The following is an 18,907-nucleotide window of genomic DNA, read 5'->3' on the forward strand; positions in this document are numbered from 1 at the left end:
CGAGCCCGCGTACATTCAGAGACGGCATTAGCGGGTAATGGCTGCTTTTGCCGCTATTCAATTGCCTCTTTGCTGTTCGGGCGAGGCGAGATGCGGGGTTTGTACCGACGGCGCTTTTTCGTTGGGGGACAGGATCTGGACGAAGATTTCGCCTTCTTTGATCATGCCCAGTTCGCCGCGGGCGCGTTCTTCGATGGCCTGGGTGCCGGATTTCAGGTCTTGCACTTCGGCCTGCAGCGCGTTGTTGCGCGCGGTCAGCGCGTCGTTGGTGTCGTTCTGGCTGGCCAGCTGCTTCTGCAATTCGTGAACCCGCTGCCAGCCGCCCTTGCCCCACCAGAGCGGGTACTGGATGATAAGTGTCAGCAGCAGCAGGGCCAGGAACAGCAGTCGCATGTCAGTTCAGGCGGGCTATTTGTTTACCGCAGATTGTAGAACGCTTCGCGCCCTGGGTAGGTGGCGACTTCGGCGAGTTCTTCCTCGATGCGCAGCAGCTGGTTGTATTTTGCCATGCGATCCGAGCGCGACAGCGAGCCGGTCTTGATCTGCATGGCGTTGGTGGCCACGGCGATGTCGGCGATGGTGGAGTCTTCGGTTTCGCCGGAACGGTGCGAGATGACGGCGGTATAGCCGGCCCGCTTGGCCATTTCGATGGCGGCGAAGGTTTCGGTCAGGGTGCCGATCTGGTTGATCTTGATCAGTATCGAGTTGGCGATGCCTTGCTCTATGCCCTGCTTGAGTATCTTGGTGTTGGTGACGAAGATGTCGTCGCCCACCAGTTGCACCTTGCGGCCCAGCTGCTCGGTAAGGATCTTCCAGCCGTCCCAGTCGTTTTCGGCCATGCCGTCTTCGATCGAGATGATGGGGTATTTGTCGCACCAGGTGCTGAGCAGGTTGGCGAATTCCTGCGAGCTGAGGCTGATGCCGCCTTCGCCGGCCAGGTGGTAGCGGCCGTCGCGATAGAATTCCGAGCTGGCGCAGTCCAGGCCCAGGGCGATTTGCGAGCCGGCTTCGTAGCCGGCTTCGCCGATGGCCTGCAGGATGAGCTGGATGGCCGCTTCGTGGTTGGCCACGTTGGGTGCGAAGCCGCCTTCGTCGCCGACCGCGGTGGACATGCCCTGGCTCGAGATCAGCTTCTTGAGCGCGTGGAAGACTTCGGCGCCCATGCGCAGCGCTTCGCGGAAGTTGGGCGCGCCCAGGGGCAGGATCATGAATTCCTGCATGTCCAGCGTGTTGTTGGCGTGGGCGCCGCCGTTGATGACGTTCATCATGGGTACCGGCATCTGCATGGGGCCGCTGCCGCCCAGGTAGCGGTACAGCGGCAGGCCGGATTCGTCGGCCGCGGCGCGCGCCACGGCCATGCTGGCCGCGAGGATGGCGTTGGCGCCGAGGCGTTCTTTGGAGTCGGTGCCGTCCAGGTCGATGAGGGTGCGGTCGACGAAGGTTTGTTCCTGGGCGTCCAGGCCCATGAGGGCTTCGGATATCTCGGTATTGAGGTTTTCGACGGCGCGCAGCACTCCCTTGCCGCCGTAGCGCGTCTTGTCGCCGTCGCGCAGCTCGATGGCTTCGCGCGTGCCGGTGGATGCGCCCGACGGCACGGCTGCCCGGCCCATGGATCCGGATTCGAGCAATACATCGCACTCCACGGTCGGGTTGCCGCGCGAATCCAGAATTTCGCGCCCGATGATATCTACGATTGCACTCATATGAGACTGTCCTGCCTGAATTGTGAGGGACTACGCGGCCCGCGCCAGGAGGCCCGGCCGGAAAATCGCTTGAAAGACCCGATTGTACCTGTGCTGGCTGGCGCGGTGCGGGATCGCGGCGGCAGGCTGTATTATTTTGTATATGGGCGCGGCGCCGGCTGCGTTCAGTCTGGGTTGGCGCGTGGCGCCTCGTGGCGCATGCGGGCCTCGACCCGATCCAGCATGCCGCCCAGCTGCTGTAGTTCTTCGGCCGTCAGGTCGGCCAGCAGACGCTGTATGAAGGCGGTGCGTCGCGGCATGGTCTGCCTGACGAGTTCCGTGCCCGCGGGTGTCAGCCAGACATTGGTCAGGCGGTTGTCCTGCGGGTCGCTGCGGCGCTGCACCCAGCCCAACTGCTCGATGGCCTTCAACTGGCGGGTAAGCGCCGCGGGATCCATGCGCAAGGCGTCGGCCAGCTTTTTCTGCGACATGGCGCCGCGCTGGTGCAGCAGTAGCAGCACGCGCCAGCGCGGCATGGGCTGGCCGATGCTGGCGTCGAAGGCGGCCAGCATGGCCCGGTAGGTACGGCCCAGTTTCTGCATGACGAGAATCTGGGGAAATTCCTCTTCGCTTGCCGGCGGGTGGCCGGGCATGGCCGGTTGTGGGTCGCTATGCGTCCGGAGCGAGGCAAGAGCCGGCTCTTCGACAGGCCGGGCGGCCCCGCCTGCTTGTCGGCCCTCTTGCTGCGCGGCCTCGTCCCCGGAGAAGGACGGGGCACGCTCTTCGGACGCTCGCGCAGACATGTGTTTCATTCCCCCACCGGTGCGCTGGGCTTGACGCCGCGCGACAGGCGTACGGGGGGCACGCGGCGCACCCAGATGAAGGCGATGATGGCTACGAGCAGGGCGAGCGCCACGCCGGAGTGCACCGCGCCGACCAGCGACTGGCGGGCGGCCTCGAGCAAGGCGGCACCATTCATGCCGGCGTGCTGCATCTGCTGCAGGAAGTCGTGCTGCACCGACAAATTGACCAGCACTTGCGGATCTTCGAGAGTCTTGAACCACGCGGCCGCCTGGCTGCCCGAGGCGGCCGCGCGCACGCCGCCTATGTAATAGTGCGTAACCAGCGTGCCGACGATGGCGGTGCCGAGCATGCCGCCTATCATGCGTACCGATTGCAGCAGCGCCGTGGCGATGCCCAGGTGCGAGCGGCCGGCGGTCTCTTGCGCGAACACGGTGAGGTTGGGCATGACGAAGCCCAGGCCCAGACCGCCCATGATCATGTACAGCACCATCAGCCAGATGGCTGTGTCCTGATGCATGAACACGATGCCCAGGCAGGACAGGATCATGAGCAGCAAGCCGGCATACAGCATGTAGTTCGGGCTTGGAATGCGGGTCACGAGGCGCGCGTTGGTGATGCTGCCCACGGTAATGCACACCACCAGCGGGGTGATGAGCAGGCCGGCGTCTTGCGGGTTGAGGCCGAAGCCGCCCTGCAGCAGCAGCGGCACGTAGAACAGAATGGCGAACATGACGAAGCCGACCAGCAGCGACAGCATGAACAGGGCCGCCAGGCTGCGGTTGCGGAACATTTCGAAGGGCAGCAGTGGTTCGGGGCAGCGCTTTTCCCACCAGATCAGGGCAAGCACCGTGACGACACTGAACAAGCACAGCAGCAGCATCGGGGCGCCCAGGCCATGGGCCGGCAGCAGTTCGACGAACAGCTGCAGGCTGCCCAGCCCTAGGGCCACCAGCAGCGCGCCGGGCCAGTCCAGCCGTATCTTGCCGGCCTGCATCTGGCGGATCAGCGGCAGGTGGCGCCAGACGAACCACAGGCTGAGCGAGCCGATGGGCACGTTGACGAAAAACACCGAGCGCCAGCCTGCGTACTGAGTAAGAAAGCCGCCCAGCGAAGGGCCGACCGCGTTGGCGATGCCGAAGGCGGCGCTTAGCAGCACCTGCCAGCGCAGGCGCACGTGCGAGTCGGGGAACAGATCGGGAATACAGGCGAAGGCCGTGCCCACCAGCATGCCGCCGCCCACGCCCTGCAGGGCGCGGGCCAGCACCAGCTGGAACATGCTCTGCGACATACCGCACAGCACCGAGGCGCCGGTAAAGACGATGATGGAGGCGATGACGAATTTGCGCCGACCGTAGTAGTCGCCCAGGCGGCCGAAGATGGGCACGGTGATGACCGAGGTCAGCAGATAGGAGGTTGCCACCCAGGCATAGAGCTCGAAACCGTTGAGTTCGGCCACGATGGTGGGCAGGGCGGTGCCTACGACGGTCTGATCCACCGCCACCATCATGGTGACAAAACACAATCCCAGCATGGCCAGCAGCGACTGTCGTACCGACAATACGCGCCCACTGGTGGTCATGCCTGGTGCTGCAACGGGAGCCATGGAGATGCCCTGAACAGGGTAATGATTGATAAGTCAACGATTCTAGCGCCGCGGGCCTGCAAATACAAGGGATAACCCTAGGTGTGCGGCGATACAACAAAGATTTCTCGAGGGCGGGCCTGTGCGGCGGCGGCCGGTGTTCGGCTCGGGACGGGCCGATTGCAGGCCCGGCCAGAAAGGGTTCGGCGAGGCCTGTTTTGGGGGCGCTGGCAAAATGCAGGGAGCATGTGGCCAGGCGCCGCGCAGGCGGCGTCGGCGGGCGGAACTGCCCTGTCTGCCGAAGGAGGGGTGCTTTTTCGGAGGGAGGCGCCCTTTTTGGAAGGTGCCCTTTTTGTTACAGCCGCTTCAGGCCACTGCGGTACTGGCGGCCGCGTTCCTGGTAGTGATGGGTGTTTTTGTGCATGCCCTCGATTTCTTCGGGGGAAAGCTGGCGCGCCACCTTGCCGATGCCGATGACCAGGGAATTGTCGGGTATGTGGCGGCCTTCGGGCACCAGGGCGCCGGCGCCGATGAGGCAGTTGCGGCCGATGACGGCGTTGTTCAGGATGATGGCCTGCATGCCGACCAGGGAGCCCGCGCCGACGGTACAGCCGTGCAGCATGGCTTGATGGCCGACCGTGACGTTTTCGGCGATGGTCAGGGGCACGCCCTCGTCCACGTGCAGCACGCTGCCTTCCTGCACATTGCTGCCCGTGCCTATGGTGATGGGCGCGTTGTCGCCGCGAATGCTGACGTTCGACCAGATGCTGACGCCCGCCGCCAGGCGCACGTCGCCGATGATGTCGGCGCTTTCAAAGATGAAAGTGTCTGGATCGATGCTGGGCTTGAGGTTCTGGAATTGGTAGATCGCCATGCGGATATCCGGTGGAAGAGGGGCGGCGGACTCGCCGCGGCCCCGGGGCCGTGGCGGGGAGCCTGCTTGCCTGCCGCCGGGCTCGGTAGGCCCTGGGGCTCGATTGTAGCGCGGCCCGAGGCGGCCGCCGCGCCGGCGCGTTATGGTGGTGTCAGGTGGGCACGGCTACCGTGCGGCGCCGTATTTTGCCCGCGGCGGTCAGGGGCAGGGCCTCGGTGAATTCGATTTCGCCGGGCGACAGCGCAGCGGAAAGATGCTGCCCGACGTGCTCTTTCAAGGCTGCCGCCAGAGCCGCCAGGTCGTCGTCGAGCTTGGCGAGGCGGCGCTGCACGTAGGCCTTGATGGCCACCGGCCGGTCGGCCGCGGCCGACGGCACCACGATGACATCGGCCACGGCCGGATGGGACAGCAGGCATTCTTCGATCTCGGCGGGGCCGACGCGCCGGCCCGAGCTTTTGAAGACTTCGGACGCGCGCCCCACGTACCAGTAGTAGCCGTCTTCGTCGACCTTGGCGAGGTCGCCGCTGAGGTGCCAGTCGCCGCTGCGGCGGGCTTCGGTGGCGGCATCATCGCGCCAGTAGCCCAGGAACAGCGCGGGGTCGGGGTACCCCTGGATGTCGTCGGTGTGCAGCGCGATCTGGCCGATTTGCCCGGCCGGGCAGGGCCGGCCCTGGGAGTCCAGTACCGTGACGCGGTGGCCGGGATAAGGCCGGCCCATGCTGCCCGGGCGTGAAGGCCATTTCGTGCGGCTGGCGCCGATGACGCAGGGCATGGCCGCCTGGCCGTATATTTCGTTGGGGGCGACCCCCAAAGACTGCACGCACCAGTCGTACAGCACGGCGCCCAGGCTCTCGCCGGTGCTTGCGAGGGCGCGCAGCGCGAGCTTGAAACGCTGGCGCGGCTCGTTACCTTCGGCGCGCAGCGCCTTGATGGCGCGCGGCGGCAGCAGCAGGCTGGTGATCTGGTAGCGTTCCAGAATTTCGAGCGTGCGCCGGGCTGACAGGTGTCCCGGCGTGGCGACGATGGCATGGCCGAAATAAAGCGTAGGCAGCACGGCCGCGAACAGGGCGTCGCCCCAGGCCCAGTCGGCGCCGGTCCAAAATATGTCGCCTTTCTGGGGAAACCAGTCTTGCGAGGCGACGAAGCCGGGCAGGCTGCCGATCAGTGCGGCGTGCGCGACCAGCGCGCCGCGCGGGTTGTCGTCGTCGGAATACAGCAGCAAGGCGGGCGCGTCCGCGCGCGTGGCGGCTGCCTTGAATTGGGCGGGCTGGCGGGCCAGCAGCGTGCGCCAGGCGATGATGCTGTCGTGCTGGAACCCCAGCCCTATGACCTGAGTCAGGGCGGCGCATTGCGGCTGGGCTCCCAGCAGCTCTGGGCCGGCGCTTTCGTCGATGATGGCGATGCGGGCCTCAGCGTTGCGCAGGCGCGTGACCAGCGCCTGGGTGTCGTAGCGTACCGAGAGGGGAACGGCGATCGCGCCGATGCTGAGTATGGCCATGCAGGCGGCAGCGGCCTCGGGCCGCTGCGCCATGCAGACGGCGATGCGGTCGCCGGCGCCGGCGCCCATGCGGGTCAGGCCGTTGGCCAGCCGGTTGGCGGTTTCGGACAGCCGCGCGTAAGTCCAGACTTCGCGCTGGCCGAGTTCGTTTTCGTAGTAGACCGCGATGCGCCGGCCTTCGTGGGGATTTTCAGCCCAGCGATGGGCGCACGCCTGGGCGATGTTGAATTGAGTGGGGACAAACCATTGATAGGACGAGTACAGCTCCGAGTATTGGTCGTTCATTGTGGTCGGTGCGGGCGTCGCGACAGGAAACAAACTACCCTCAAGCATGAACGACTAGCGAGTTATGCGCAATCCCCCCTCTGATCAAAGCCGATCACACTAGGGTTTCTACGGGTTCCCGATTCGTATCTTCAATGTTTATCAGGCGCGTACCGAGCAGGCGATCGTGCAGGAATTGCCTGTCATTGTCGATCCAGGTCCAGAGGAAGATGGTAAAGGGGGCGACGACGATGAACAGGTCGACGGAGCCATATCCGGTGGCGTGCGAGGCGGCGCGCACGATCATGGCGGCCACCAGCGGCAGCGGCCAGATCAGGATATAGCGCAGCAGCAGGCGCGACGGCCGGGGCGTGCGTCCGTCGCGGTCGACCAGGCGGATATTCCAGGTCTTCATGGGCAGGGTCTGGCCGCGTTTGCGCCAGCACAATATGAAATAGGCCCCTATGGCCACGAACAGCAGTACCTGGCGCGCATGGCGCAAGGTCATGCCGCTGCGGCTCTGGGTCAGCGTGTCGAACAGGTAGCTGGCAAGAAAGACGACGCCGAACAGCAGCACGGCTTCATACATCATGCATGCAAAGCGGCGCCAGCGGGTGGGCGTGGGCAGGGTGGCCAGCACCGTGTGGGGAAGCTCGGGCCGGGCGCTGTTTTTCCTGGATTTTTTCATGGGCGCCATTATCTCGCAATTTACCGCCCCGGAAGGCGGGCCCGTGGATGCCCGCCGGCCTTGGCTCTTTGCGGCCTGGGCGTCGCCAGGGCTTGCCGCGCATGCTGTCCGCGGCGGCTGTGCCGGGCGCCGGCTAGTTTCACGGCATGGGCAGCAAAAAAACAAAAGCCGCCTGGAACGGCGGCTTGAGATGCCCGGTGCAGCTGGTTTTATTGCGTCGCAGCAGCGCCGGGTGCGGGCTTGATCAGTGAGCCGACTTCATCTGGGCATGACCATGGCCGTGGCTGAACAAACCGGTGACTTTGCTCGCCAGGTTCTTCAGGGCGACGGTGGGACGGAAGCGGAATTGCTCTTCGATAGCCTGAAGCATCAGTTGGCGTTCGAGTTCGTCGGTCAGGCGGATGTTTTGGTGCAGGTCTTTCATGGCAGTGCTCTTTAAGTTGAACGTTTCGTTCAGGGTTAACCCTATTATAGGGGTTAACCCGTATGAAAAGCAAGCCGAATTGCTGCGATGCCGTAAAAATGTTGCGTCACGGCAAATAGAAGGAAATACACGGCCGTCTCTTGGTCGAAGACTATGGAAGACCGATTTTGGCCATGGCGATGGCGCCGCTAGTGTCTTTGCAGCCATTCTTTAAGGACACTGTCCCACCCGCGCTTGCCAGCCGGGCCCGCCGGCCTTGAAGCCGTCCAAGGTCTCGCCGCGCGGCTTCAGCGCCGGTAGCTGGCCTGCACCATCTCGAAGCTGAAGAGCCGGCAGTCCAGCGCGCCGTTGTGCAGGGGGTGGCGGCGCAGCGGCTTGAGGCGCAGGCGGCGCGGCAGGTCGAGGTCGCTGGTGATGACGTTGACCGACCAGCCGCTGTAGTGCCGCTTGAGGTTTTCGGCCCAGGCTGGCCAGAGATCTTCGCCGTCGCCGGCCATGCGTTCGCCGTAGGGCGGGTTGGTGACCAGCCAGCCTGCTTCCGCGGGCGGCGTCACTTGGCGGGCGTCGCCGATTTCCAGGCGCAGGGATTGCGGCGTGAGCCAGGCGCGCTCGAGGTTGAGGCGGGCGGCGTCGATGGCGGCCGGGTCGAGGTCGTAGCCGATCAGCGGCGTGTCCAGGCGCGGCGCAATGTGGCTGCGGGCTTCTTCCTTGATGTCGCGCCAGCGTCGCGCGTCGTGGTTGCGCAGGCGCTCGAAGCCGAAGGGGCGCCAGATGCCGGGCGGCACGCCCAGGGCGATCCAGGCGGCCTCGATGAGTATGGTGCCGCTGCCGCAGAACGGATCCACGAGCGGCAGGGCCGGATCCCAGCCCGACAGCGCCAGCAGGCCGGCCGCCAGGTTCTCGCGCAGCGGCGCCTCGCCCTTGTCCAGGCGCCAGCCGCGCTTGAACAGCGATTCGCCCGAGGTGTCCAGGTACAGCGTACCGGTATCTTCGGTCAGGAACAGGTGCACGCGCGCATCGGGCCGCACGGTGTCGATGTCGGGCCGCGCGCCTTCGCGTTCGCGCAGGCGGTCGCAGATGCCGTCCTTGGCCCGCAGGTTGCAGAACTGCAGGCTTTTCATGGGGCTGTGGATGGCCGAGGTGTCGACCCGCAGCGTCTGCTCGGCGCCGAACCAGTCTTCCCAGGGGGTATCCAGGGCCAGCTCGTAGATGTCGTCTTCGCGATGTACCGGCCGCTGCGCGACTTGCACCAGCACGCGGGTGGCCAGGCGCGAGTACAGGTTGGCGCGCTGCACGCCATTCCAGTCGGCCTCGAAGCTGCAGCCGGCGCGCGACGCCGCCACGGCGTCGAAACCCAGTGCCTGCAGCTCGGCGGCCAGGGCGGCTTCCAGCCCGTGGGGGCAGGGCGCGAAGACCGGAAAGATCCGCGCCGGCGCGATGCGTCGCGGCCGGCGGCTGATGCGCGGCGCGGCGGCCGTTTCGGGCATTTCGGCGGCCGGCGCTTCGGGTGCTGGGGCAATGCCTCTGTCGCGGCTGTGGCCGAAGCTGCGGCGGCCTGTGTCGCCGTCCCGGCTGGATGGGCGCGGGCTGGCGCTTGCGCCCCGGTCGCCGCCGGGGCCGTTGCGAGCCGCATTCGAGTTTCGGGAGCGGCCGGGGGAATGGCGCGCCGCGCCGGCGTCCTCGCCGGGATGGCGGCTTTGCCGCGCGCTGGCGGCTTTCCCGCCGCGCTCGGTGGCATACCGAGTGGCGGCCTTGCCGTCATCGCGGCCGGGCCGCGCGCCGGTCGTGGTTTCGCGAGCCGGCGCGGTTCCCGCAGCGGCGCCGCGCTTGCGAGCCGGCGCAGGATCGCGGCGCGGCGTGGTGGTGCCGGCGTCGGCCTGGGCCCCCGCGCTGTTCTTGCCGCGGGCGATTTCCATCTGCGCGACCTGGCGCGCGCGTGCGCCGCTGCGCTTGCGCCGTTCGGCGCTATCGGCGGCAGGGGACGCAGCGGCCGCCGCGGCCTTTTTGATCGTCAGGGTCTTGCGAGGCTTGCTAGGGGTGTCGGTCATGGTGGCCGGGAATCAGAAGGGGCGGACTACGACCAGGATCAGGATGATCAGCAGCAGCAGCACGGGTATTTCATTGAACCAGCGGTAGAACTTGTGCCCGCGGGTGTTGCGGCCGGCGGCAAAGGTGCGCAGCATGCGCCCGCAGGCCAGGTGGTAAATGACCAGCAGCAGCACGAACAGCAGCTTGGCATGCATCCAGCCGCTGCTGCGGCCTATGCCGTAGCCGAGGAACAGCCACAGGCCGAAGGCCACAGCCAGCACGGCCAGCGGCGTGATGAAGCGGTACAGGCGCCGCGCCATGCCGAGCAGGCAGTCGGTGGTGGCGGCGTCGTGCGCCTGGGCCAGGTTGACGTAGATGCGCGGCAGGTAGAACAGGCCGGCGAACCACGAGATTACGAACAAGATATGGAAGGTCTTGACCCAGAGCATCCAGTGCCTCACGGATTGGCAATCGAAGCGATAGCCGCGTTGCTGCGCCTTGCCGAATTGTACCGTCTGCGGCCGTGCACCTTGTTCGTGTTCTGGGTGCGATTGCCGGCCTGTATCAACTCTGGCCGCGCAGCTGGCCGTCGCCGGTCAACACCCACTTGAGCGTGGTCAGGCCTTCCAGGCCGACCGGGCCGCGGGCGTGCAGGCGGTTGGTGGAAATGCCGATTTCCGCGCCCAGGCCGTATTCGTAGCCGTCGGCGAAGCAGGTGGGCAGATTGACGTAGACCGAGCTGGAATCCACTTCGCGCTGGAAGCGCGTGGCCGCGGCCAGGTCTTCGGTGACGATGGAGTCGGTGTGGCCCGAACCCCAGCGGGCGATGTGATCCATGGCTTCGTCGAGGCTGTCGACGATGCGGATCGCCAGTATGGGTTCCAGGTATTCGGTGCCCCAGTCGGCTTCGGTGGCGGGTTTGGCCTGCGGCACCAGGGCAAGGGTGCGCGGACAGCCGCGCAGTTCCACGCCGGCCTCGGTCATGCTATGGGCCAGCCCGGGCAGCACGCGTTCGGCGATGCCTTGGTGCACCAGCAAGGTTTCCATGGCGCCGCAGATGCCGTAGCGGTAGGTCTTGGCATTGACGGCGATGTCGTGGGCGCGCTGCGGGTCGGCGGCTGCGTCGATGTAGACGTGGCAGTTGCCGTCCAGGTGCTTGATGAGCGGCACCTTGGCTTCGGCGGCCAGGCGCTCGATCAGCCCCTTGCCGCCGCGCGGCACGATGACGTCGATGTATTCGGTCATGGTGGCGAGCTGGCCCACCGCCGCGCGGTCGGTGGTGCCCACCACCTGCACCGCGTGGGGCGGCAGGCCGGCGTCTTCCAGGCCGGCGCGAATGACTTCGCCCAGCGCCATATTGGAATGAATGGCCTCGCTGCCGCCGCGCAGGATCGTCGCGTTGCCCGATTTCAGGCAGAGCGCGGCGGCGTCGATGGTGACGTTGGGCCGCGATTCGTAGATGATGCCGATGACGCCCAGAGGCACGCGCATCTGCCCCACCCGCATGCCGTTGGGGCGGATGGTGGAGGCAGTGGTGCTGCCTATGGGGTCGGGCATGTCGGCGATTTGCAGCAGCCCGGCCGTCATGGTTTGCAGCGCCTTGTCGGACAGCGCCAGGCGGTCGACCATGGCGGGCGCCAGGCCGTTGCGGCGCGCGGCTTCCAGATCCAGCGCGTTGCGCTCTTGCAGCTGCGCGCGGCCGTCTTGCAGGCGCTGCGCCATGGCGCGCAGCGCCTGAGCCTTGGCCTTGCCGGTGGCGCGCAGCATGAGGCGCGATGCGGCGCGCGCCTGGCGGCCCAGTTGGGTCATGTCGGTGGCCGCGGCGCCGGCGGCCTCGCGTTCGATGGTGTTGCTGGTGCTGGTCATGGATGCTGGGCCCGGGCCGTGGCCGGCCCCGGGCGGGTAGGAAATCGAGCCCGCGCGCGGCGGGAGTACAAGAGAATTATCCCAGCTTTCGGGGCTTTCACAAAAACGGCCGGTGCTCTGACCAGTGCTCTGGGTGGTGGCGGCACCGTATCAGGCGCAAGCTGCGGCGTTTGCCCATTGCGGGCGGGGAAGGGCACCGGGCCGCGTCGCCGGCCAGGCCCTCATGGGGCGCAGGGCTATCCGCGTCCCGCCGCGGGCCGGACGGCGGCTACCCGCAGCGCCAGGCGCCCCATCTCTTCCCAGGGGTCGTCGAGGCGGCCCGGCACTTTCAAGCCCTTGATGAGCCGGTCGACCTCGTGGGCGTGCTGCACGGCTGCAGGCCAGGCGCCAGGCGGTACGCGCGCCAGGGCCTGGCGCGCCAGGCGTTCATGGTTGCCGAACACCCGGCCCTTGCGCATTTCGCCGCCCAGGTCGCGGCCCTGCGCGCGGGCCTCGGCCAGGCGCGCCAGTACGCGGATCTCGTCGCCCACGGCCCACAGTACCAGGGGCAGGGCGGTGCCTTCGGCGCGCAGCCCAGCCAGCATGGAAAGGGTTCTGGCCGGCTGTCCGGCCAGCATCGCGTCGCGCAGGCCGAAGACGTCGTAGCGCGCCACGTTGAGCACGGCACGCTCGACGTCGGCGGCCTCGATCCGGCCTTCCGGGTAAAGCAGGGCCAGTTTCTGGATTTCCTGGAAGGCGGCAAGCAGATTGCCTTCGACCTTGTCGGCCATCCATTCCAGTACCTGCGCGTCCACTTCCTGGTTCTGCTGCGCCAGCCGCTGGCGTATCCAGCCCGGCAGCTGGGCGCGCTCGACGCTGGCCAGCTCCAGCGTGGTGGCGTGTTGCCACAGCGCGCCGGCCCACTTGCCGCTGCGGGTGGCCTTGTCCAGGCGCGGCAGACTGACCAGCATCAGCGTGTCGCCGTCCCATTGGCCGCTGCCGGCCATTTCGGCCAGCCGCTGCAGTGTCTCGCCGCCGCTCTTGCCCGGCTTGCCGCCCGGCAGCTTCAGCTCGACCAGGCGCCGGTCGCCGAACAGCGAAACGTTGCGGGTGGCGGCCAGTACCGCGCTCCAGTCGCTGTTGGCGTCCATGACCATGCTGCTGCGCTGGGTGTAGCCCTGCGCGATGGCGGCGGCGCGCAGGCCGTCCATGGTTTCGGTGACCAGCAGCGGCTCGTCGCCCGACACGACATACAAGGGATCCAGGGCCTTGCGTCCCTGCCGCAGGCTGGCGATCAGGCTGTCCGGATCGGCCGGGCGTCCCATGCGGCCCTACATTCCCATGCTGGGTTCGACGCGCGGCGTGACCCAGGGAACCGGAGCGGGGGCAATCTCGGCGCCGCCGGGAGCCGCCTGGGAATCTTCCGCGGGCGGCTCTTGCTGCGCCTTGCGGGCGGCCTCGATCACGTCGGGCGAGCTCAGGCGCCGCACGATGCGATCCACCAGGCTCTTTTGCATTTCCAGGAACAGCGTGGCGATTTCGCCCTGCTTGGCCTGCACCTGGTTGGGGTCGTAGGGCAGATCCTGGCTGGAGGTCAGGGTGGTGGGCGGCAGCAGTACGTGGCCCTTGGCGTCCATCAGCTCGAATACGAAGGACAGGTTCAGTTCGTATTCTTCGACCAGGCCCTGGGTGTTGAGCGACAGTTCGCGCAGCGACTGGTTGTTGGCGATCTGGATCAGCCTTACCTGGGCGTCGCCGATCTGGTCGACGAAACGCAAGTTGGGCGAGCTGGCCCGCAGGGCGCGGCGCAGGCGCGCGCCGAAATCGGAATTTTCCGTGATGTTGGTGTAGACCGTGTCGAAGGGCAGCGGCACCGGCCCGCGCAGCCTGAAGCCGCAGGCCGTCAGCAGTGCGCACAGCGCGGCGCAGGCCAGGCCGCGCGCCCAAAGGCGCGCCGCGGGAAAGTATGCCGCCGCGATGGCGGCCCGAGCCTTGCGCATGCCTGTGTTCACCCTGTGCTTACCCCACTATATTGACCAGCTTGCCCGGCACCACGATGATGCGCTTGACCGGGCGTCCTTCCAGGAAACGCGTCACCGCGTCGTGTGCCGCGGCCTGTTGCTCGATTTCAGCCTTGGCGGACGTGCTGGCCACGGTCAGCGAACCGCGCAGCTTGCCGTTGACCTGCAGCATCAGCTCGATTTCGTCGGCCACCAGCGCCGCCTCGTCGACCGCGGGCCAGGGGGCGTCGAGCAGGTCGCCCAGAGCGGTGGCGTAGCCCAGATCCTGCCACAGCTGCCAGGTGATGTGCGGCACCACTGGATACAGCACGCGCAGCAGGACGCCGACGCATTCGGCCAGCGCCGCCGCGGCGGCCGGGCTGTCGTCCAGAACCGCGGACTCGATGGCATTGAGCATTTTCATGCTGGTCGACACCACCGTGTTGTACTGCATGCGCTGGTAGTCGTAGTCGGCCTGCTTGAGCAGCGTATGGATGTCGCGCCGCAGGGTCTTGGCCGCACCCGCCGCCTGCGCCGCCGTGGCGCTGCCGCCCAGCCCCGCCTGCACGGCCTCGCGGCGTGCCAGGCAGAAAGCCCACACTTTGCGCAGATAGCGGTTGGCGCCTTCGACGCCCGAGTCCGACCATTCCAGGGTCTGTTCGGGCGGGCTGGCGAACATCACGAACAGGCGCGCGGTGTCGGCGCCCAGGCTGTCTATGAGCGATTGCGGGTCGACGCCGTTGTTCTTGGACTTCGACATGGTGCCTATGCCGCCGTATTGCACCGCCGAGCCATCGGCGCGCAGGCGCGCGCCGACGATGGCGCCCTTGGCATCGACGATGTTCTCGACCTGCTCGGGCCAGAAGTATTCCACGCCGCCTTGCGCGTTCTTGCGCGAATAAATGTGGTTCAGCACCATGCCCTGGCACAGCAGGCGGGTGAAGGGTTCGTCGAAGTTCACCAGCCCCAGGTCGCGCATGACGCGCGTCCAGAAGCGCGCGTACAGCAGGTGCAGCACGGCGTGCTCGATGCCGCCGATGTATTGATCCATGGGCATCCAGTAGTCGTTGCGCGCATCGACCATGGCCGTGTCGTTGCCGGGCGACGTATAGCGCATGAAATACCAGGACGAGTCGACGAAGGTGTCCATGGTGTCGGTCTCGCGCCGCGCCGCCTTGCCGCAGCGCGGGCACGAGCAGGCCAGGAAGGCCTCGCTGCGCGCCAGCGGATTGCCGCTGCCGTCGGGGATCAAGTCTTCGGGCAAGAGCACCGGCAAGTCTTGTTCGGGCACCGGCACCGGCCCGCAGTCCGGGCAGTGGATGATGGGGATCGGCGTGCCCCAGTAGCGCTGGCGCGAGATGCCCCAGTCGCGCAGGCGCCAGGTAGTCTGTTTTTCGCCCAGGCCCTGCGCCGCCAGGTCGGCGGCCACCGCGTCCACCGCCTGGGCGGTGCTCAGGCCGTCGTACTTGCCGGAATTGACGGTACGGCCGCGCTGCTTGTCGGCGTACCATTCCTGCCAGGCGGTGGTGTCGTAGGCCTGGCCTTCGACGTCTATGACCTGCTGGATGGGCAGGCCGTACTTCAGGGCGAAGGCGAAATCGCGCTCGTCGTGGCCGGGCACGCCCATGACGGCGCCGTCGCCGTAGCTCATGAGCACGTAGTTGCCGACCCAGACCTGCACCGCCGCGCCGGTCAGCGGATGCGTGACCGACAACCCGGTGGGCATGCCTTCTTTTTCGCGCGTGGCGAGTTCGGCCTCGGTGGTGCCGCCTTGCTTGCAGGCCTCGATGAAGGCCGCCAGGGCAGGGTTGCCGGCGGCGGCATGCGCCGCCAGCGGGTGTTCGGGCGCCACCGCGCAGAAGGTCACGCCCATGATGGTGTCGGCGCGGGTGGTGAATACATACATGCGGCCGTCCTGGATCAGGGCGCCCGCGTCGTCGCGGATGTCGTGCGTGAAGGCGAAGCGCACGCCCTCGCTCTTGCCGATCCAGTTTTCCTGCATGACGCGCACGCGCTCGGGCCAGCCGGGCAGGCCGTCGTGCACTTGCTCGAGCAGTTCCTGGGCGTAGTCGGTGATGCGCAGGTAATAGCCGGGGATCTCGCGCTTTTCTACCGGCGCGCCGGAGCGCCAGCCGCGGCCGTCTATGACTTGCTCGTTGGCCAGCACGGTCTGGTCGACGGGATCCCAGTTGACGGTCTGCGTCTTGCGGTAGGCGATGCCTTTTTCCAGCATCTTCAGGAACAGCCACTGGTTCCATTTGTAGTACTTGGGGTCGCAGGCGCACATCTCGCGCGACCAGTCGATGGCCAGGCCCATGGCCTGCATCTGCTTCTTCATGTACGCGATGTTGTCGTACGTCCATTTTGCAGGCGGCACGCCGGACTTCATGGCCGCGTTCTCGGCCGGCATGCCGAAGGCGTCCCAGCCCATGGGCATGAGCACGTTGTAGCCGCGCATGCGCAGCTGGCGCGCCATCATGTCGTTGATGGTGTAGTTGCGCACGTGCCCCATGTGCAGCTTGCCGCTGGGGTAGGGCAGCATCGAGCAGGCGTAGAACTTGGGCTTGGGGGTGCCGTCGGGCGCGGTGGCGGTTTCGACCACGCGGTAGACATCGCGCGCCTGCCAGTTCTCGTGGGCGGCGGCTTCGACGGCGGAAGGGTTGTAGCGTTCCTGCATGGAATTCGGATCTGTGTGGGGATGGTGGCGCGGCATGCATCATGCGCGCCTTGCGGTTGCAAGCCCTGCATTATAGGGCGGTGCGCGGGGGCGGGTCGAATGGCGGCTGCCAGGCGTGAAGGCTGGCATGCCAGGCGCGGTTTTTTCGTCGTCCGGTCGTTTCGTCGCCTGGCCTGGTTCTTGAGGCGCGGCCTAGCACGGGGTACCTCCTTCCGGTTCGATACCCCACTCACCTCCAGGAGGTACCCCATGCTCTCCGCTCGGATCGTAGACGGGTGTGGGAAGCGAGCTACGCCTGCTCGCCGAAGTTGCCGCGATACCTGGCGCCAAGCCTGCGTGCAGCCCATTTTTCAGCGCGTGAGCGGGTGCTGTGTGAAGGTGGGCCAGCCGCAGAAAACAAAACCCCGCGGGCTTGCCGCGGGGTTTTCGGGGAATGCATCCGTGCCTTGCGGCACGGCGGTAAACCAGCTTACTTCAGCTTGGTTTCCTTGTATTCGACGTGCTTGCGCGCCACCGGGTCGAACTTCTTGATCAGCATCTTTTCAGGCATGTTGCGCTTGTTCTTGCTGGTCGTGTAGAAGTGGCCGGTGCCGGCCGTGGATTCGAGTTTGATCTTTTCGCGGATGCCTTTTGCCATGATCTGCTCCTGTGAGAGTTTAGGCCGTTAGGCCAGTTCGCCGCGGGCGCGCAGGTCGGCCAGCACGGAATCGATGCCGTTCTTGTCTATGGTGCGCAGAGCCTTGGCGCTGACGCGCAGGCGCACCCAGCGGTTTTCGCTCTCGACCCAGAAGCGGCGCGATTGCAGGTTGGGAAGAAAGCGACGCTTGGTCTTGTTGTTGGCGTGCGAAACGTTGTTGCCCGTCATCGGGCCTTTACCGGTAACTTGGCATACACGTGCCATGATCATACCCCTTGATATTAATTGGCCTGATGCCATCGCCCTGAACCCGGGCCGGTACGACGCTTTGCAGTCAGTCTTGCCGCAATCGCCCGCCAGGCTCTGTCGGCTTACCCATAAATTGCAAACCTAAGCCGCAATCATGCGGCTGGCCCCCAATTTGGGCGCGCCCGTAAAGCCCATTAATATACTGTGAAATCGCAGTTTTAGCAAACTTATTAAGTGAATATATCCAGTTAATAACTTAAGTTCGCTTTCGTGCCCACCCGCTGTCGTACTCGGTGGCCATGCACCATGCATTGAGCTTCGATGACGTGGGCATTGCCGGTGTTCGGCGATGGCCTGCGCTTAGGCCTGCCTTTTGCCGTCGCGCAGGGCGATGCGGCCGAACAGCCACGACAGGCAGGCGCACAGCGCCAGCATGCCGGTCAGCGGCAGCGGCGTGGCCGATTGCCAGGCGCTGACCGCCATGCCCGAGGCGGCGCCGCACAGCATCTGCAGGGTGCCCAGCAGGGCCGAGGCCACGCCCAGCCGGCCACCCTGGTCGGCCAGTGCCAGGGCCGCGGCGTTCGGGCTGACGAAGCCCTGGCTGGCCATGAAGCCGATCAGGCACAGCATCAGCAGGCTGAGCGTCATGCCGCCGGCCAGGGTGATGGCCAGCCCGGCCAGGGTGGCGCAGGCCAGGGTGATCTGGGCGATTTTCAACAGCCTTTCGGGGGTATGGCGGTTCAGCAGGCGCGCGCTGAACTGCGAGGCGATGATCAGCGCCGCGGCGTTGACGCCGAACAGCAGGCCGAAATAGCGCGGATCGACGTGGTAGATCTCGATGAATACGCGCGCCGAGCCCGATATGTAGGCGAACAGGCCGGCCGAGCCGAAGCCGCCCGCCAGGGTGTAGCACATGAAGCGCTTGTGGGTCAGCAGCGCGGCGTAGTTGCGGGCGATGATGCCCGGGCGCAGGGCGACGGCCTTGCCGGGCGGCAGGCTTTCGCGCATGCTCCAGATTACGCCGCCCAGCAGCAGGAGGCCGCCGCCGGCCATGATGGCGAACAGGCCGCGCCAGCTGCCCAGCAGCAGCACCTGGCCGCCCAGCAGCGGGGCCAGGATGGGGGTGGCGCCCATCACCAGTATCAGCACGGAGAGCGCCTTGGCCGCGTCGCGGGTTTCGAAATTGTCGCGGATGACAGCGCGCGGGATCACCATGCCGCAGGCGCCGCCGAAGGCCTGCACGATGCGCCACAGGGTCAGGTGCTCGATGTTGTCGGTCAGGCCGCAGGCGATGGAGGCGCCGATGAACAGCAGCAGCCCGATGATCAGCGGCGGCTTGCGGCCGTAGCGGTCGGCGAAAGGCCCGTAGACCAGCTGTGCCAGCGCCAGGCCCAGCAGGTAGCTGGCGACGGTGCGCTCGACCTTGCCTTCCGTGGTGTGCAGGCCGTGCACGATGGACGGAAAGGCGGGCAGGTACATGTCGATCGCCAGCGGGCCCAGGGCGGTGAGCAGCCCCATCAGTATCAGCCAGGGCGGGAAGTTGCGTGTCTTGGTGACGGAAGGCATGTATTGAAAGCAGAAGGCGGTCGATTGCGCGGGTGCGGCAATATCCGCGCGGTGTCATCGCGCCGCAGGCCCAGGGCCGTGGCTGGCGG

17 protein-coding genes are annotated in these 18,907 nt (G+C 66.5%); all 17 read right to left on the reverse strand.

Annotated features, from left to right (window positions below):
• Nucleotides 1-57: 57 nt before the first annotated feature.
• The gene (gene ftsB / locus CEY11_RS15925) at nucleotides 58-393 is read right to left on the reverse strand and encodes a cell division protein FtsB (RefSeq protein ID WP_088604415.1); all 336 of its coding nucleotides are present in this window, start codon (nucleotides 391-393) and stop codon (nucleotides 58-60) included.
• Nucleotides 394-416: 23 nt separating this feature from the next.
• Nucleotides 417-1,703 carry a phosphopyruvate hydratase gene (eno, locus tag CEY11_RS15930; protein WP_088604416.1) on the reverse strand — a complete coding sequence of 429 codons (1,287 nt, stop codon included), beginning with the start codon at nucleotides 1,701-1,703 and terminating at the stop codon, nucleotides 417-419.
• A gap of 164 nt (nucleotides 1,704-1,867) precedes the next feature.
• Entirely contained in the window at nucleotides 1,868-2,494 is a 627-nt protein-coding gene (locus CEY11_RS15935; RefSeq protein ID WP_233154918.1) for a MarR family winged helix-turn-helix transcriptional regulator, read from the reverse strand.
• Complete coding sequence (locus tag CEY11_RS15940) at nucleotides 2,491-4,065, reverse strand: MDR family MFS transporter (protein ID WP_233154919.1); 1,575 nt, start codon at nucleotides 4,063-4,065, stop codon at nucleotides 2,491-2,493. Before CEY11_RS15940 ends, CEY11_RS15935 begins: the two co-directional genes overlap by 4 nt.
• Before the next feature lie 358 nt (nucleotides 4,066-4,423).
• The gene (locus tag CEY11_RS15945; protein ID WP_088604418.1) at nucleotides 4,424-4,942 is read right to left on the reverse strand and encodes a gamma carbonic anhydrase family protein; all 519 of its coding nucleotides are present in this window, start codon (nucleotides 4,940-4,942) and stop codon (nucleotides 4,424-4,426) included.
• 151 nt (nucleotides 4,943-5,093) lie between these two features.
• The gene (locus tag CEY11_RS15950; protein WP_088604419.1) at nucleotides 5,094-6,725 is read right to left on the reverse strand and encodes an acyl-CoA synthetase; all 1,632 of its coding nucleotides are present in this window, start codon (nucleotides 6,723-6,725) and stop codon (nucleotides 5,094-5,096) included.
• 94 nt (nucleotides 6,726-6,819) lie between these two features.
• The gene (locus tag CEY11_RS15955; protein ID WP_088604660.1) at nucleotides 6,820-7,392 is read right to left on the reverse strand and encodes an RDD family protein; all 573 of its coding nucleotides are present in this window, start codon (nucleotides 7,390-7,392) and stop codon (nucleotides 6,820-6,822) included.
• A gap of 244 nt (nucleotides 7,393-7,636) precedes the next feature.
• On the reverse strand, nucleotides 7,637-7,816 hold the full coding sequence (locus tag CEY11_RS15960) for a hypothetical protein (RefSeq protein WP_088604420.1): 180 nt from the start codon (nucleotides 7,814-7,816) through the stop codon (nucleotides 7,637-7,639).
• 287 nt (nucleotides 7,817-8,103) lie between these two features.
• On the reverse strand, nucleotides 8,104-9,864 hold the full coding sequence (locus CEY11_RS15965; protein WP_088604421.1) for a THUMP domain-containing protein: 1,761 nt from the start codon (nucleotides 9,862-9,864) through the stop codon (nucleotides 8,104-8,106).
• Nucleotides 9,865-9,876: 12 nt separating this feature from the next.
• Complete coding sequence (locus tag CEY11_RS15970; RefSeq protein WP_088604422.1) at nucleotides 9,877-10,293, reverse strand: CopD family protein; 417 nt, start codon at nucleotides 10,291-10,293, stop codon at nucleotides 9,877-9,879.
• Nucleotides 10,294-10,408: 115 nt separating this feature from the next.
• Nucleotides 10,409-11,710: a glutamate-5-semialdehyde dehydrogenase gene (locus tag CEY11_RS15975; protein WP_088604423.1), complete on the reverse strand. Its 1,302-nt coding sequence runs from the start codon at nucleotides 11,708-11,710 to the stop codon at nucleotides 10,409-10,411.
• Between the two features lie 236 nt (nucleotides 11,711-11,946).
• A complete protein-coding gene (gene holA, locus CEY11_RS15980) occupies nucleotides 11,947-13,014 on the reverse strand; it encodes a DNA polymerase III subunit delta (RefSeq protein WP_088604424.1) in 1,068 nt (355 codons plus the stop codon).
• 6 nt (nucleotides 13,015-13,020) lie between these two features.
• Nucleotides 13,021-13,689 carry an LPS-assembly lipoprotein LptE gene (locus CEY11_RS15985; RefSeq protein ID WP_088604425.1) on the reverse strand — a complete coding sequence of 223 codons (669 nt, stop codon included), beginning with the start codon at nucleotides 13,687-13,689 and terminating at the stop codon, nucleotides 13,021-13,023.
• 19 nt (nucleotides 13,690-13,708) lie between these two features.
• Complete coding sequence (gene leuS / locus CEY11_RS15990; RefSeq protein ID WP_088604661.1) at nucleotides 13,709-16,366, reverse strand: leucine--tRNA ligase; 2,658 nt, start codon at nucleotides 16,364-16,366, stop codon at nucleotides 13,709-13,711.
• A gap of 469 nt (nucleotides 16,367-16,835) precedes the next feature.
• Nucleotides 16,836-17,003, reverse strand: coding sequence for a 50S ribosomal protein L33 (gene rpmG / locus CEY11_RS15995; RefSeq protein WP_088604426.1), 168 nt, complete (start codon nucleotides 17,001-17,003; stop codon nucleotides 16,836-16,838).
• 27 nt (nucleotides 17,004-17,030) lie between these two features.
• A complete protein-coding gene (gene rpmB, locus CEY11_RS16000; RefSeq protein ID WP_088604662.1) occupies nucleotides 17,031-17,267 on the reverse strand; it encodes a 50S ribosomal protein L28 in 237 nt (78 codons plus the stop codon).
• 345 nt (nucleotides 17,268-17,612) lie between these two features.
• A complete protein-coding gene (locus CEY11_RS16005) occupies nucleotides 17,613-18,818 on the reverse strand; it encodes a multidrug effflux MFS transporter (protein ID WP_233154920.1) in 1,206 nt (401 codons plus the stop codon).
• Nucleotides 18,819-18,907 lie beyond the last annotated feature (89 nt).

This window comes from Candidimonas nitroreducens (assembly GCF_002209565.1).
Classification (GTDB): domain Bacteria; phylum Pseudomonadota; class Gammaproteobacteria; order Burkholderiales; family Burkholderiaceae_B; genus Candidimonas; species Candidimonas nitroreducens.